The organism is Holophagales bacterium (assembly GCA_016699405.1).
Taxonomy (GTDB): Bacteria; Acidobacteriota; Thermoanaerobaculia; order Multivoradales; family JAGPDF01; genus JAAYLR01.
In genome coordinates, this window is record CP064972.1 from 3,240,313 (window position 1) to 3,254,082 (window position 13,770).

Consider the following 13,770-nt stretch of genomic DNA (forward strand, 5'->3'; position numbering starts at 1 on the left):
CAATCTCTCTAGAGTTCGATCTCGAGCCTGGCGACGACGACGCGTCCGAACGGGACGACCAACGCCTCCTGGCGCGGATCCTCCCGCACGACGACCAACGGATCGGGATCGCCGGCATTCAAGCCCTCGAGGCGGCCGACGATGGTGCGGCGGCTGCTTCCGTCCTCGGGGCGATAAGTCAGCCGCACCAGGCGACCGACGAACTTCTCGTAATCCCGCAGCCCGTAGAGCTGGCGGTCGAGGCCCGGCGAGCTGACCTCGAGCGTGTAACGCGAGCCGCCGAAGTCGAGCACGTCGAGCAACGCGGACGCCTGCCGCGCCACCAACTCGCAATCATCGAGCGTGACGCCTTCGGGCCGGTCGATGAAAAGGCGAAGGAGTCCCCCTTTGAACTCGCAGTGGACGAGCTCGCAGCCGCTGGCCGCCGCGAGGGCGGAGAGCTCGGCTTCGAGCTCCGGGGTCACCTTGATCGTTGCCATCTCCTGACCGCGTTTCCAAGCCGAAAAAAAAGGTGGGCACAAGACCCACCTTCCTTTCGGCGAGGCAAGCTGCGCGGGAAATGTAGCACGGGCAAAGGGCTTTCGCAACGGAGCGGGGGGTGCCGTCGCGTGGTGCGACGCCAAATTGGCGCATTCGAGTTCCGTTGGCGTGCGACTGAAGGCTCGCGAACGGCGATCGACACGGCACACGGTTTGCTAAAGACCCTTGCGGCGGCCACTGCCGCCCAGCTGATGGGAGAGACGACGAAATGAAAAGCCGTGAGTTCGGAACGTTTGCGATCCTGTTCGGGGCCGTCGCCCTCGGGTTCGTCTTGATGGGTGCGCCGGGTCTGTCGGCGTCGCCGGCGCCGCTCCCCGCGGCGGCATCCGCGCCGAGCCCGGCAGCGGCCGGGGCTTCCCGCGCCGCCGCCAGCGCGCTGCCGAGCTTCGCCGATCTCGCCGAGCAGGTCCTGCCGGCGGTCGTGTCGATCGAGGCGGTCGCCATCGAGAAGGGCGGGAGTCAGCGCGGACCTGGGGTCAACCCCTTCGAGTACTTCTTCCGCAACCCGGGACGTCCGGGCGAGGGCGATCCGGGCGACGCCAAGCCGCGCGACTTCCGCAGCGAGTCGGGCGGCAGCGGATTCGTGGTCAGCGCCGACGGCCTGGTGGTGACGAACAATCACGTCATCGACGGTGCGACCGAAGTGAAGGTGCACCTCGGTGATCGGGACTTCAAGGCGGAGATCAAGGGCACCGACAGCGCCACCGATCTCGCGCTGCTGAAGATCGACGTCGGCCACCCGGTTCCCTTCCTGCCGCTCGGCGACAGCGAGCGACTTCGTGTCGGCGACTGGGTGATGGCGATCGGCAACCCCCTGCTGCTTCGTCAGACGGTCACCACTGGCGTGGTCAGTGCCAAGGGGCGTCAGATCGGCCTCGAGCGCGACACCTCGTTCGAGAACTTCATCCAGACGGACGCGGCGATCAACCGCGGCAACTCCGGCGGTCCGCTGGTCAACCTCGCCGGCGAAGTGGTCGGCATCGCCACGGCGATGAACTGGGGAGCGGAGAACATCGGCTTCGCCGTGCCGGTCAACACCTTGCGAGCCGTGCTCCCGCAGCTGCGGGACCGCGGCAAGGTCAGCCGCGGCTACCTCGGCGTCAACATCCAGAACCTCGACTTCGACCGCGCCCAGGCGTTCGGACTGGAAAGCGCCGACGGGGCGCTGGTCGTAGAGGTCGTCGCCGGAACCCCGGCCGCCAAGGCGGGTCTGGTGCACGGCGACGTGGTCCTCGAGGTCGACGGGCGGCAGGTGAAGACGACCCGCGACATCATCGATTACGTGTCGAGCAAGCCGCCGGGCGAGAGCGTCAAGCTCGCGATCCTGCGCGACGGCAAGCGCGTCGAGAAGACGGTGAAGCTCGAAGAGCGCCCGGGCGAGGACGACGCGGTGTCGCGCGAGTCCGAGCGCAACAAGGAGAGCGGGATCGAGTGGCTGGGTCTCGAGTACCGTGACGTCAATCCGGCCCTGCGCCAGAGTCACGGCATTCCGGCCGGCGCCGAGGGCGTCTGGGTGAGCGACGTCGGGGCCACGAGCCCGTTCGTCGGCGAAGGGCTGCGGCCCGGCGACCTGATCGCCGAGGTCAACGGACAGCCGGTGGCGTCGAGCGAGGCGTTCGAGCGCGCCGTCAAGGCCACGCCGTCGGGCAAGTTCCTTCGTCTCTACGTCAAGCGGTTCGACCCGCGGGGAGACGGCAACCCCTTCTCCTTCTTCGCCGTGACCCGCGTGCCCTGAGCGGCAAAGCGGGAACTGGTTCTCGGGGGCCGGTCCGCCAGGGCCGGCCCTTTCTCTCTTGCTAGGATGCGGACGATGACGACTTCCTATCGCGCCTCCGTGCTCGTCGTCGACGACGAGCAGGCGATCCGCGAGAGCTTGCGGATGATTCTCGAGTTCGAGGGCTACCGTGTCGACGAGGCGGCGGATGGCCATGCGGCGCTGCGCTTCCTGGCCGAGCGGCGGCCCGACGCGGTGCTGCTCGACATCAAGATGCCGGAGCTCGACGGGCTCGCCGTGCTGCGCGACCTTCGCGAGCGTGGCCACGATCTGCCGGTGGTGATGATCACCGGGCACGGCGACGTGCAGACGGCGTTGGAAGCCACGCGCCGCGGCGCCTTCGACTTCCTCGAGAAGCCTCTGGCCCGCGATCGCGTCCTGCTCTCGCTGCGCAACGCCGTCGAGGCGTACCGCTTGCAGCGCGACGCCCGCCGTCAACGCGGCGAGCTCGACGAGCTGGTCGGCGTCTCCGCGGCGATGCGCAAAGTGCGCGAGACGATCGAGCTCGCGGCCCCGACGGTGGCGACCGTACTGATCACCGGCGAGAGCGGGACCGGCAAGGAGCTGGTGGCGCGCGAGATCCACCAGCTCTCGCCGCGTCGCGAGCGTCCGTTCGTGCAGGTCAACTGCGCGGCCATCCCGGAGGAGTTGATCGAGTCGGAGCTCTTCGGCCACGAGAAGGGGAGCTTCACCGGGGCGATGCGCAAGCAGACCGGCAAATTCGTCGCCGCCGACGGGGGGACCATCTTCCTCGACGAGATCGGCGACATGTCGCCCCGGACGCAGGCCAAGGTCCTGCGGGTGCTGCAGAACGGCGAAGTGGAGCCGGTTGGCGCCGAGCGGGTGGTGCGCGTCAACGTGCGGGTGGTGGCGGCGACCAACCGCGACCTCGCTGCCGACATCGAGTCCGGGCGCTTCCGCGAAGACCTCTTCTATCGCCTGAATGTCGTGCCGCTGAGGACGCCGGCACTGCGTGAGCACATCGAGGACCTGCCGGCCCTCGTCGTGCACTTCGTTCGCCTCTTCTCGGAAGGGAACAACTACCGCTCGAAGACGTTCTCGCCGGAGGCGCTCGAGCTGTTGCGCTCGCTGCCCTGGAAGGGCAACGTGCGCGAGCTCAAGAACCTGGTCGAGCGGCTCCTCATCCTGACCCCCGGCGATTCCATCGACCGCGCGGCGGTGCTCGCGGCGGTGGGTGCGGCCCAGCCCGACATCGGCCAGGCGCTGCTGGCGATCCGCACGCTGCGCGAGTTCCGCGACGAGGCCGAGCGGCTCTTCCTGCTGCGCAAGCTCGAGGAGAACGCGTGGAACGTCACCCAGACGGCGCAGGCGATCGACACGCCGCGCTCGAACCTCTACAAGAAGATGGAGCAGTATGAGATCCGACGCCCCGGAGATGCCGAGCCCGGCTGATGCGGCCGAGCTGATCGCCCTGCTGGAAGAGTGTGGAGCCCTGCGGCGAGGTCACTTCCTCCTCTCCTCCGGCCTTCACTCGAGCGCCTACGTCCAGTGTGCGCTGCTGCTCGAGGAGCCTCGCCGGGCCCGCTGGGTGGGCGAGCGGCTGGGAAGGCGACTGGCGGGCCTCACCCCCGATTCGGTCCTGTCGCCAGCGCTCGGCGGGGTGATCGTCGGCCACGAGGTGGCAGCGGCTCTCGGTGTGCCGTTCCGCTTCGTCGAACGCGACGGCGAACGGCTGGCCCTGCGGCGGGGCTTCACGCTGCGGCCGGGGGAGCGCGTCGTGGTGGTGGAGGACGTAGTGACCACGGGCAAGTCGACGCGCGAGACGATGGAGCTCGCGGTGGCGCTGGGGGCCGAGCCGGTGGGCGTCGGAGCGATCCTCGACCGCAGCCGCGACGAGGCGCCGTTCGCGCTCCCCTTCGCCGCCCTCGGCAGGCTCGACCTTCCGGCTCACGCCCCCGACGCGTGTCCGCTCTGCGCGGCGGGTGGCCGGGCGGAGAAGCCGGGGAGCCGTCCTCAGCCGAGCGCTTCGCGGTAGAGCACGTCGACCGCCTGCTTGAGCGCCGCGAGGCGGCCGAGCTTCTCCGCTTCGGCGCTCGAGACGCGCAGTGTCCAGCTGTTGTCGGCCGGATCGTAGACCTCGGTCGACCAGGCATGGCGGCGGTCGTCCCAGCGTCCGCCGCTCTCGTCGATCAGCCCCCAACCGGAGGGCAGGTAGCTCTTCAACTCGATCGGCAGGAAGGTCAGGGGATCGCTCATGGCGGGGATTCTCGCAGAGCGCGCGCCGCGAGAGAAGCCGGGGTCGCGTTGACCCGCCGAAAGGGCGATTGCTAGCATCCCGCCGGGCGGCGCTCCGACCTCTTCCTGGCGCCCGCGACGAAAGGCCGACAAGATGCGCATCGAGCTCAACGAGGAGCAGACCCTGCTGCGGGACACCGTGCGGCGGTTCGCCGACGAGGTCGTCCGGCCGCGGGCCAAGGAGATCGACGAGAGCGGCGAGTTCCCGCGGGAGTTCTACGACCAGGCCGGAGAGCTCGGGCTGGCCGGCGTCGCGGTCCCGGAGGAGTACGGCGGTGCCGGGATGGACGTCGTCTCCTACTGCCTGATGATGGAGGAGGTGTCGCGCGCCTGCGCCTCGAGCGGCGTGATCCTCTCGGTGAACAACTCGCTGGTCTGCGATCCGCTGCTCAATTTCGGCAGCGAAGAGCAGAAGCGCGAGTTCCTCGTGCCGCTGGCTTCGGGCAAGAAGCTCGGCTGCTTCGCGCTCACCGAGCCGGAAGCCGGGAGCGACCCGGCGGGCATGCGTTCGACGGCGACGCGCGACGGCGGCGACTACCTGCTCAACGGCGGCAAGGTCTTCATCACCAACGGGCTCGCGGCGGACGTGGCGATCGTCTTCGCCTCGAGCGACCTGGCGAAGAAGCACAAGGGGATCAGCGCCTTCATCGTGCCGATGGAGACGCCCGGCGTGAGCCGCGGGGGTCACCAGTACAAGCTGGGAGTCCAGGCCTCGGGCACCACCGAGCTCTACTTCGAGAACGCCCGGATCCCCGAGCGCTACCGGCTCGGCGCCGAGGGCGACGGCTTCAAGATCGCCATGGCGACGCTCGACGGCGGGCGGATCGGGATCGCCGCTCAGGCGGTGGGCATCGCCCAGGCGGCGTTCGAAGAGGCGCTCAAGTACTCGCAGGAGCGGCAGCAGTTCGGCAAGGCGATCGCCGGCTTCCAGGCGATCCAGTTCTACCTCGCCGACATGGCGGTGGAGCTCGACGCCGCGCGGCTGCTCACCTGGAAGGCGGCGTGGACCAAGCAGCAGAAGAAGCGCTTCAGCCTCGAGGCGGCCCAGGCCAAGCTCTATGCCTCCGAGGTCGCCCAGCGGGTGACCAACAAGGCGTTGCAGATTCACGGTGGCTACGGCTATACCCGCGAGTACAACGTCGAACGCTACTTCCGCGACGCGCGGATTACCGAGATCTACGAAGGGACGAGCGAGATCCAGAAGCTCGTCATCGCCGACCAGATCCTGCGGCGGAGCTAGCGTGGGCGCCGGGATGAGCCCTGCGTCCGACGCGGGTATCGATTTCTCGCTGAGCGAGGAGCAGGAGCTCCTGCGCCAGGAGGTCCGCCGTTTCGCCGAGGAGCGGGTGCGGCCAGGGGCGCGCGAGCGCGATCGTCTGCACGAGTTCCCGCGCCAGATCGTCCGCGAAGCGGGCGAGATGGGACTGCTCGGCATGCTGGTCGACGAGCGCCACGGCGGTGGCGGATGCGATCCGTTGACCTACTGCCTCGCCGTGGAGGAGATCGCCCGGGCCTGTCCGTCGACCGCCGTCACGATGAGCGTCACCAACTCGGTCTGCTGCTGGCCGATCGCTCATTTCGGCAGCGAGGCGCTGCAGGCCGAGGTGCTGCCGGAATTGGCGAGCGGCGAGGTGCTCGGCGGTCTGTGCCTCACCGAGCCGGGAGCCGGCAGCGACCCCGGCTCGATGCAGACCCTCGCGCGGCGCGATGGCGACGACTGGGTGCTCGAGGGTGAGAAGGCGTGGATCACCAACGCCGGCGTCGGCAAGTGGTTCGTCACGCTCGCCCGCACCGACCCGCAGGCGGGCAAGCGCGGCATCAGCGCCTTCGTCGTCTGCGCCGAGAGCCCCGGATTCGAGGTCGGCGCTCCGGAGGAGAAGCTCGGGCTGCGCGCCTCGCGCACCGCGGCCGTGCGCTTCGCCGGTTGTCGCGTTCCCGCGTCGCGGATGCTGGGTGCGCCGGGCGAGGGGATGAAGATCGCCCTCGCGACCCTCGATCACTCGCGCCTCGGCATCGCCGCCCAGGCGGTGGGCATCCACCAGCGGGCGCTCGACCTGGCGATCGCCTACACGCAGGAGCGGGTGCAGTTCGGCGTGCCGATCGTCGAGCATCAGGCGGTGCGCTTCACTCTGGCGAAGATGGCCACCGAGCTGGCGGCGGCGCGTCATCTGACCTATGCGGCGGCCTCGGTTGCCGAACGTCGGGCCGACGCCGGGCGTTTCGCCTCGGAAGCCAAGCTCTACGCCTCCGAGGCGGCCAATCGTGCCTGCTGGGACGCGCTGCAGCTGCACGGGGGCAATGGCTTCTCCGAGGAGTACGAGATCGCCCGGCTCTACCGCGACGTGCGGGTCACGGCGATCTACGAGGGGACGAGCGAGATGCAGCGGCTCGTCATCGCTCGCCACCTGCTGCCGCGCTAGGCTCCTACGCTGATGAGCGGCCCGCCGCGCGTCGCTGCGATCGTCCTCAACTACAACGGCCGCGAGCTTACCCTCGCGACCCTGCGCAGCCTCGCGCAGGTCGACTATCCGGACTTCGCCCTGGTGCATGTCGACAACGGATCGAGCGACGGTTCGTCGGCAGCCGTGGCGACCGAGCTGCCGACGGTGCGACAGATCCGCACCGAAGAGAACCTCGGCATCTCGGGAGGGCTCAATCTCGGCATCCGCTGGGCGATGCGCGAAGGATTCGACTACCTGATGCTGTGCAACAACGACATCGAGGCCGACCGGTCGCTGGTCACCGAGATGGTGGCCGTGGGCGAGCGTTCGCCCACCGTCGGCTGTGTCGGTCCCAAGACGTACTACTTCTACGGAGATCGGCGACGCCTGTGGGCGGCCGGAGGCTCGCTGCGCTTCCACGAGGCCGTGACGCGCGAGCGCGGGATGGGGCAGATCGATGCCGGGCAGTTCGATCGCGACGACGAGGTCGGCTACGTGAACGGCTGCTGCATGCTGATCAAGCGCGCGGCGCTGGCGGCTACCGGCCTGTGGGACCCCGTGTACCACGTCTCGGTCGAGGATGCCGACTGGTGTCAGCGGATGAAGCGCGCGGGCTTTTCCTGCTGGTACGCGCATCGGGCTCGGCTCTGGCACATGGTCTCGCCGACCACGGGGGGCTACACTGCCGGACGGACCTTTCGCACCGCCCGTTCGACGGCGATCTTCGTCCGCAAGTACGCCCGCTGGTGGCAGTGGGCGAGTTATCTGGCCTGGACCGCGGTGGCCTTGCCCGCCGCGTTCCTCCGCGAGCTGCCCCGCGGCAATCAGCAAGCCGTCGTGGCGAAGCTTCGTGGGATGCGTGCCGGGCTCGCCGAGCCGCTGCCGGCGCTGCCGCAGTTTGCCGCCGAGGAGTTGCGCGGCCGACTCTCGACCTCCTGAACCGGCGCGGCCTCGTCCGTCCACCTCGACAGCGATCGATGGCTTCCCGTGACGGGTCGGACGGTGTTTCCTCGATCGCGCCGGACGGGCGCTCTGCTCACAGATGGCGCTCGATCGGCAGGTGCGAGTAGAGGAACGCCTGAAGCCGGCGCCAGAGGCCGGCTCTCGGCTCGTGGTGGCGGAGCTTGCGGCTGCCGTCGCTCCGCCGCTCGATCCAGACGAGGCGCTTGCCGGCCGTCGTCCCGCGCAGCGCCGGGTCGACGCTCTCGCGCCGCGCGACCCTCCAGGCGCTCTCCGGCAGGCAGCCGCGGTCGAGGAAGGCGATGACCCGCCGTGCCAGCTCCGGGCTCTCGACGAGGATGCCGATCTCGGTGTTGTAGAAGATCGAGCGGCCGTCGAGATTGAGCGAGCCGACGAAGATCGTCTCGCCGTCGAGGACCAGGGTCTTCGAGTGCAGGCTGGCATGCGACCCCGGCCAGGTCACCATCGTGTGCCGCGTTCCACGGTCCGCGTCGGGCCGTAGCTCGTAGAGCTCGACCCCGGCGTCGACCAGTGCGGGGCGAGAGTTGGCGTAACCGGCGTGGGCGGCGACCACGTCGTTCGTGGCGAGCGAGTTGGTGAGAATGCGCAAGCGGATGCCGCGGCGGGAGAGCTCGTCGAGCACCTCGATCCCGCCGGTCGGAGGCACCAGGTAGGCGACCTCCGCCAGGATTTCACCGCGCGCGTGCCGCAACAGCTCGAGCAACTCGGAGGCCGGGTTCCCTTCTCGCGGGCCGGAACCGATCTTCCGGGGATCGTCGACCAACACCCGGCCGTGTGCCCAGAGCAGCTCGTGGGCGGTGCGGGCGAGCTCGCGCGCCGGTTCCCCTGGGGGTGACGTCGCCGCTGGTGGCCTGCCGTCGGCGTGCAAGGCTGCCGGCCCGAGCCGTTCGCGGAGTCGATCGAGGTCGGTCGGGCGAGCCGGCCGGAAGCGCAGCGGGGGCAAGGGGGAGGCCCAGCGGCTCTCCCAGAAGATGGCGAAGGCGCGGGAGGCGTCGCCTGCTGCCGGACCGGCGGCGACCAGGTCGAGGTCGCGGAAGTTGGCGCTCTCGGCACGAGCGAAATAGCCGTCGGCGAAGTTCCTGCCGCCGACGACGGCGAAGGACTCGTCGGCGATGAGCGCCTTGTTGTGCATCCGCCGGTTGAGCCGTTCGAAGTCGAGCAGAAACTCCAGGGCCTGGCCGATCGACGGCCCGCGTCCCCAGAGGAACGGGTTGAACGCCCGGACCTCGACGTGTGGGTGGAGATCGAGCGCCCCCCATTCCGCCTCGTGGGTCTGCAGTGCCGTGTCGTCGAGCAGGATGCGCACCGCGACACCGCGATCGGCGGCGGCGAGCACGTGGGCGAGGACGAGCTTGCCGGTGCGATCGAGCTCCCAGATGTAGGTTTGAAGGTCGAGCGTCCGGTCGGCGAGGTCGATCAGTTGGAGCCGCGCCTGCAATGCGCTCTCGCCGTCCTCGAGCAGCCCGAATCCGGAGTGTCCCGGGGGTTGGCCCTGGCCGAGCTCCGCGGCGAGCCGTTCCAGGTGCGTCGGCGGGCCCGGCGGCACGGCGACGAGCGGCGGAGGCGCCGGGCCGGGGCGGGGGGCCGGCAGGCTCGCACAGGCAAGCGCGACGAGCGGCAGGAGAGCGAGCCCCGCGCGGCGACGGCGGAGGGGGGGTGGCGGTGGGCGGTGGGCGGACATCCGGGTCGAGCGTAGTCGATCGGCGCGTCCGGCGCTCGGTGAGTGCGTCGTGGGTGCCGCGAAGGCTTGCGGTTCCGTGTCGGTCAGTCGTAGATGCCGTCGGCGTACCAGTCGCCGGAGCGCGGCTCACGATAGACGCGGCAGAGGATGCCTCCGGCCAGCTCGAGATCCCAGTACTCGCGCTCGGTGCGCTCCTCGGTCCACCAGCCCTCGTCGAGGCGCCAGGGGCCGGCGGCCACGCGCACCGGCCCGGTGAGCCGTGGGCGCCGCGCCGTCTCCTCGCCGACGACGGCGCGCAGCTCGATGGGGCGAGGGCCGGCGATTCCGGCATCCTCGCGGGTCAGCACCTCGAGCGGTAGAGGCGGGCGCAAGACCCGGACGGCGAGCAGACCGCGAGCCTTGGGTGGAGGGGGTGGCACCAGGGGGGCGGGAGGGGGGGCGTAGGGCACGAGGACGAACCCTTCGGGGCGGTGGGCATCGAGCGGGCGAGGCGAGCCGACACGATCCGGGCCGAGCAGGGCGAAGAGACGTGCCAGGGTCGTCGCCAATCGTTCCGGCGAAAGCTCGGGTGGGCCGAAGAGCGAGAGCTGCCCGGGGCGAGGAGCGTCCGGCCACGCGGTGAAGGCGAACGCCGAGACGGCCGCTCCTGGCGGCCGCTTCTCGAGATCGAGTCGCACGAGCGTGAGCAGGGTCTTGGCATCGCGGGTCGGTGCCGGCAGGGCGACGACCCGTTCGTCGTGTCCGGACGGCTCGAGTCGCAGCGAGAGTCCGAGCCGGAGGCAGCCGAGCCCGCTTCCCGCGAGCCGCTGGCCCAGCCGGTCGAGCGCCGCTCGCGCAAGGAACAGGAACGGCTCGAGCGTGGTGAGCGGCCATTCGAGCTCCATCCCTTCGCGCAGCTCGGCGGGTGGCTCGCGCGGGACGAGCGGGGTCGGGTCGAGGCCGCGGGCGATCCGCTGGAGACGTTCTCCCTCCTCGCCGAGCCGGCTCGCGACGTCGGCCGGTGGCAATCCGGCGAGGTCGCCGACCGACCGCAGGCCCCAGCGCTCGAGGCGCTGGGCCAGCTCGATCTCCGGGGCGAGACGGGAGAGCGGCAGCGGAGCGAGGAACGCCGCCTCCTCGCCCGGCCGGACGACGACGGGGGAGCGCGGCAGACCGGCGGCGACGCGTGAAGCGAGCTTGCTGCCGGCGATGCCGATGCGTACCGGCAGCCCGGCTCGCTCGGCCTCGGCGGCGATCGCCTGGGCGAGCTGGCGTTCGCCGTCCGCGGCGCGATGCAGAGCGGGCAGACCGGTGAGATCGATCCAGATCAGCCCCTCGTCGCCCTCCTCGACCCGCGGCGAGAGCTGGCCGGCGACCTCGAGCAGCGCCTCGCGGGCGGCTCTCTCGCACTCGCGGTCGCGCCCGCGGGCGAGCAGCCCGGGCATCAACGCCCGGGCCTGCGGCAGGGTCATGCCAGGTCGCACACCCCCTTGGCGAGCACGCCGCGTGGCGGCGACCACCCGTGCACGGGAGCCGTTCCCCTCGAGCAGCGCGACCGCTTCGGTGGCGAGCTCGGGCTCCGCTCGCAGCCGGGCGGCGAGCGGGAAGAGGGGGACGGCGATGCAGGCGAGGCGCGGCATGGGCGTCTTCCTCACGAGGCGCGGGCGATCGAGAGCCCTTGCCGTACCGGCGGGCAGGCTGGGTCGGTTCCCGGGATTCGACCCTTCGCCACGGCCGGAGGGGCCGGCTCGTGCGGCTCGGCGTACCCCTCGGCGGCTCGTCGCGGGAGGGGCTCGCTGGCGTTCGTCCAGGTGCCTCGCCCCTTCTCGAGCCGCCAGCTGCCGCAGGCTCCCGCCAGTGTCCCGGGTCCGCCTTGGCGGCCGAGCCAACGAGCGGTGCCACGCTCCCCGTGCAGCACGAGACTCGCGGCCGGACCGCTCACCCGGCAGGGCGAGGCGACGAGCAGGGCGCTGTCGCGTTCGCGCAGCGTGTGAGCGAGCCGTTGCCAGCAGGATTCGGCACCACGGCCTCCGGGAATCGGGCGTTCGCCGAGCTCGAAGACCACCAGCGGCCAGCCGCCGCCGAGCGCGATCTCGACGGCGGCGAGCCCCTCGCGCAGCGTCGGACAGCGGGCCCAGAGAAGACGCGGAAGATCGATGCCGGCGCCGGCCGCCAGACGCGGGTCGAGCCCGTCGCCGAGGTCGATCAGCGCGGCGCCGTCGCCGCGGCCGGTGACCGCGGCGAGCAGCGCGAGCACCGCCGAGAGGCGACCGCTCGACCGTTCGCCGACGACCTCGACCAGCTCTCCGCGCGGCAGCCCTCCGGGGAGCAGCCGGGCGAGCTCGGGTGAGCCGAACGGCAACCCTTCGCGTCCAGGGGCGAGGCGGTGGGCGCGGGCGAGCTCCCCGGCGGTACGCAGATGGCCGGCCAGAGGGTGGTCGAGCGTGCGCAGGAATCGGCCGGCTGGTTCGACGAGCTGGGACGCGAGCGCCGCTCGGGAGAGCGGCGGCGCGGTGCTTCGCTCGGCGGGGGCGGAGGCGGTGGCCATGGTGACCTTCGGGACCTCCCGGTGGCTGTGCGGATCACACGGGCCGCCGGGAGGAAAGAATAGGCGCAAAAAAGGCGTAAATGCAAGGCCGACTCCGGCTCGTCTCGGCCACCGAAGGGCCGAGGCGGTCAGGTGGTCGCTTCGCTCCGGTCAGTCGGTGCGGTCGGTCGGGGCCTGCCGGATCAGCACGAGGATCTCGTCGCCGAGCAGCGGCAGGAAGCGGGCTTCAAAACGGCTCGACGCCCCCTCGATCGGCAGGTCGTAAGTGCGGGTGACGACCCGTTGGTCACGGGTGGCCTCGAGGCTGGCCGTCCGGACCATCTCGGCCACGTCGGGCGGCAGCACGTCCTGTATCCGTTGGCGCAGGAAGCGCTCCGATGAAACGTAGAGCAGCTCTTCGCGAGCGCTCCGGTAATCGAGGATGGTGCCGTCGGCGGCGAGCCGGAAGCAGAGGTCCGGGAGCTCGCCGAGCAGCGGCGAGAGCGGTTCGATGCCCGGCGGCGCCGGCGCCACGTTTCCAGGGCGTCCCGGTTCCTCGTGGACCTCTCGGAGGATGGAAACGAAGTGGCTCACCTGCCGGCCGGCGTGGCGGACCGGAGCGGCGTGCCGCTCGAGCAGGATGGGGCGGCCGTCCTTGCGGTAGGTCATCAGCGTGCCGCGGAACGGCCGGCCGGCGGCGAGCTCGCGCACCATCCGCTCGAGGGTGGACGAATCGGTCAGCGGACCGTAGAGCAGGCGCACCGAGCGGCCGACCAGTTCCTCGGCCGAATAGCCCAGCAGCCGCGTGGCCGTCGGATTGGCGTAGAGGATCGTCGGGCCCGGTGCTTCGAGGTCCGGCAATGTGATGAGAACGGCGTCGGCGCTCTGCTCGATGGCCGGCTGCAGGACCTGCAACCCCTGCTTGGCCCGGCGCAGCGCCGCGATCTGGCGGTAGAGCTCGCGCTGTTCGGCCGAAAGGCCGGCGATCCGGTGCCGCAGCTCCCACTGCGAGACCGCCTGCCGGGCGACGAGCCGCAGCGCCTCGCGCTGCTCTTCGTCGAGCCGGCGGGGTTCGCGGTCGGCGACGATCAGGGCGCCGATCCGGCGTTCGACGGCGGAAGCGAGTGGAATCGTCGCGAAGAAGCGCACGGGCCCGGCTTCGCCGAGCGAACGGCGGTTTCGCCAGGGCCCTTCCGTCGCGGTATCGGGGATCTCCATTTCGCGATCCGCGGCGAGTGCCCAGGCAAGGAGTGGAGAAGGCGAGGCGACCGGCCCGGCAGGGAACCCGACTCCGGCGAGCGCATGGAGCGACGACCGGTTGCCGACGGCGAGCAGGGCGATCGGGACACGGCAGGACCAGGCCGCGGCGCGGGTGAGGTCCGCCCACACGCCGTCGCCCTCCTCGTCGAGCAACGCGGCGCGCCGGATCTCGTCGCGTCGGCTGGCGGACTCCTGGTCGGTTGGGGTGCGAGGCATGGGGGACACCTTCTCGCCGGGGATCCCGTGAGGTGGGATCGACGACGAGCTTGAGCCGGCGGGCCGACGGTCGATGGCCGGCATCGTAGGAGATGGGTCGAGGCAAATCAAGGTC

General features: G+C 70.8%; 12 protein-coding genes. 6 read left to right on the top strand and 6 right to left on the bottom strand.

Annotated elements, in window-relative coordinates; genetic code table 11:
- Positions 1-8: 8 nt before the first annotated feature.
- Positions 9-479 (bottom strand): ribosome maturation factor RimP, encoded by a 471-nt coding sequence (locus IPJ17_13360; protein QQR72492.1) that lies wholly within the window; start codon positions 477-479, stop codon positions 9-11.
- Between the two features lie 269 nt (positions 480-748).
- On the opposite strand from IPJ17_13360, the gene IPJ17_13365 reads away from it, so the two are divergent.
- From IPJ17_13365 to IPJ17_13375, 3 genes are all read left to right on the top strand, one after another.
- Positions 749-2,275 (top strand): Do family serine endopeptidase, encoded by a 1,527-nt coding sequence (locus tag IPJ17_13365; protein ID QQR72493.1) that lies wholly within the window; start codon positions 749-751, stop codon positions 2,273-2,275.
- 75 nt (positions 2,276-2,350) lie between these two features.
- A complete protein-coding gene (locus IPJ17_13370; protein QQR72494.1) occupies positions 2,351-3,727 on the top strand; it encodes a sigma-54-dependent Fis family transcriptional regulator in 1,377 nt (458 codons plus the stop codon).
- Positions 3,711-4,310 (top strand): orotate phosphoribosyltransferase, encoded by a 600-nt coding sequence (locus tag IPJ17_13375; protein ID QQR76171.1) that lies wholly within the window; start codon positions 3,711-3,713, stop codon positions 4,308-4,310. Before IPJ17_13370 ends, IPJ17_13375 begins: the two co-directional genes overlap by 17 nt.
- Here the strand turns inward: IPJ17_13375 and IPJ17_13380 are convergent.
- Entirely contained in the window at positions 4,289-4,531 is a 243-nt protein-coding gene (locus IPJ17_13380; GenBank protein ID QQR72495.1) for a hypothetical protein, read from the bottom strand. The two genes, IPJ17_13375 and IPJ17_13380, sit on opposite strands and share 22 nt — an antisense overlap.
- A 133-nt stretch (positions 4,532-4,664) precedes the next feature.
- Here IPJ17_13380 and IPJ17_13385 point away from each other — a divergent pair, with 133 nt between their 5' ends.
- The 3 genes from IPJ17_13385 to IPJ17_13395 are packed head-to-tail and all read left to right on the top strand — an operon-like array spanning position 4,665 to position 7,950.
- Positions 4,665-5,810: an acyl-CoA dehydrogenase gene (locus tag IPJ17_13385; GenBank protein ID QQR72496.1), complete on the top strand. Its 1,146-nt coding sequence runs from the start codon at positions 4,665-4,667 to the stop codon at positions 5,808-5,810.
- A 13-nt stretch (positions 5,811-5,823) separates the two neighbouring features.
- Positions 5,824-6,990 carry an acyl-CoA dehydrogenase family protein gene (locus IPJ17_13390; protein ID QQR72497.1) on the top strand — a complete coding sequence of 389 codons (1,167 nt, stop codon included), beginning with the start codon at positions 5,824-5,826 and terminating at the stop codon, positions 6,988-6,990.
- 12 nt (positions 6,991-7,002) lie between these two features.
- Positions 7,003-7,950 carry a glycosyltransferase family 2 protein gene (locus tag IPJ17_13395; GenBank protein QQR72498.1) on the top strand — a complete coding sequence of 316 codons (948 nt, stop codon included), beginning with the start codon at positions 7,003-7,005 and terminating at the stop codon, positions 7,948-7,950.
- A gap of 97 nt (positions 7,951-8,047) precedes the next feature.
- Here IPJ17_13395 and IPJ17_13400 read toward each other — a convergent pair whose 3' ends face one another.
- From IPJ17_13400 to IPJ17_13415, 4 genes are all read right to left on the bottom strand, one after another.
- Entirely contained in the window at positions 8,048-9,673 is a 1,626-nt protein-coding gene (locus IPJ17_13400) for a phospholipase D family protein (GenBank protein QQR72499.1), read from the bottom strand.
- Between the two features lie 83 nt (positions 9,674-9,756).
- Positions 9,757-11,292: a DNA polymerase Y family protein gene (locus tag IPJ17_13405; GenBank protein ID QQR72500.1), complete on the bottom strand. Its 1,536-nt coding sequence runs from the start codon at positions 11,290-11,292 to the stop codon at positions 9,757-9,759.
- 11 nt (positions 11,293-11,303) lie between these two features.
- Positions 11,304-12,200, bottom strand: a complete 897-nt coding sequence (locus IPJ17_13410) for a hypothetical protein (protein QQR72501.1) — start codon at positions 12,198-12,200, stop codon at positions 11,304-11,306.
- Between the two features lie 150 nt (positions 12,201-12,350).
- On the bottom strand, positions 12,351-13,655 hold the full coding sequence (locus tag IPJ17_13415; protein QQR72502.1) for a PAS domain-containing protein: 1,305 nt from the start codon (positions 13,653-13,655) through the stop codon (positions 12,351-12,353).
- Positions 13,656-13,770: the final 115 nt, after the last annotated feature.

Excerpts from the sequence above, each read along its gene's own strand:
- IPJ17_13360 (QQR72492.1), bottom strand. The coding sequence starts at position 479 with ATGGCAACGATCAAGGTGACCCCGGAGCTCGAAGCCGAGCTCTCCGCC.
- IPJ17_13365 (QQR72493.1), top strand. The coding sequence starts at position 749 with ATGAAAAGCCGTGAGTTCGGAACGTTTGCGATCCTGTTCGGGGCCGTC.
- IPJ17_13370 (QQR72494.1), top strand. The coding sequence starts at position 2,351 with ATGACGACTTCCTATCGCGCCTCCGTGCTCGTCGTCGACGACGAGCAG.
- IPJ17_13375 (QQR76171.1), top strand. The coding sequence starts at position 3,711 with ATGCCGAGCCCGGCTGATGCGGCCGAGCTGATCGCCCTGCTGGAAGAG.
- IPJ17_13380 (QQR72495.1), bottom strand. The coding sequence starts at position 4,531 with ATGAGCGATCCCCTGACCTTCCTGCCGATCGAGTTGAAGAGCTACCTG.
- IPJ17_13385 (QQR72496.1), top strand. The coding sequence starts at position 4,665 with ATGCGCATCGAGCTCAACGAGGAGCAGACCCTGCTGCGGGACACCGTG.
- IPJ17_13390 (QQR72497.1), top strand. The coding sequence starts at position 5,824 with ATGAGCCCTGCGTCCGACGCGGGTATCGATTTCTCGCTGAGCGAGGAG.
- IPJ17_13395 (QQR72498.1), top strand. The coding sequence starts at position 7,003 with ATGAGCGGCCCGCCGCGCGTCGCTGCGATCGTCCTCAACTACAACGGC.
- IPJ17_13400 (QQR72499.1), bottom strand. The coding sequence starts at position 9,673 with ATGTCCGCCCACCGCCCACCGCCACCCCCCCTCCGCCGTCGCCGCGCG.
- IPJ17_13405 (QQR72500.1), bottom strand. The coding sequence starts at position 11,292 with ATGCCGCGCCTCGCCTGCATCGCCGTCCCCCTCTTCCCGCTCGCCGCC.
- IPJ17_13410 (QQR72501.1), bottom strand. The coding sequence starts at position 12,200 with ATGGCCACCGCCTCCGCCCCCGCCGAGCGAAGCACCGCGCCGCCGCTC.
- IPJ17_13415 (QQR72502.1), bottom strand. The coding sequence starts at position 13,655 with ATGCCTCGCACCCCAACCGACCAGGAGTCCGCCAGCCGACGCGACGAG.